The following is a 596-nucleotide window of genomic DNA, read 5'->3' on the forward strand; positions in this document are numbered from 1 at the left end:
CTGGTGGCAACCCCGTTCATTATTTGTGTGATGAACAATCAGATTGGTATCCAGACCTTGATGACATCAAAAAGAAAATCACGCCGAAGACCCGCGGTATTGTTCTGATCAACCCAAACAACCCTACAGGTGCTGTATATAGTCGCGATTTCTTGCTAGAGGTGATTGAGATTGCTCGCCAACACAAGCTGATCATTTTCGCTGACGAGATTTACGACAAAGTGCTTTACGATGGCGCAACACACACTTCTGTTGCGACGCTAACGGAAGACGTACTTGTGATGACCTTCAATGGTTTGTCGAAAGCTTACCGGGTATGTGGTTTCCGTGGTGGGTGGATGTTCTTAACTGGTCCAAAACACTTAGCACAAGGCTACGTTAACGGTCTAGAGTTGCTCTCTTCTATGCGTCTTTGTGCCAACGTGCCGATGCAACATGCGATTCAAACCGCGCTAGGTGGCTACCAAAGTATCAATGAGTTGATCTTACCTGGTGGCCGATTGCTAGAGCAGCGTAATCGCGCGTTCGAGCTGATCAACCAGATCCCAGGGGTATCTTGTGTGAAACCCAAAGGTGCCATGTACTTATTCCCTAAA

At 47.3% G+C, this 596-nt stretch carries 1 protein-coding gene; it reads left to right on the forward strand.

The features are described from left to right. Window positions 1-596: aminotransferase class I/II-fold pyridoxal phosphate-dependent enzyme (locus R7Q48_RS29055; protein WP_318133822.1), on the forward strand; the 596-nt coding region annotated here is incomplete at both ends.

Source organism: Vibrio sp. 378 (assembly GCF_033339435.1).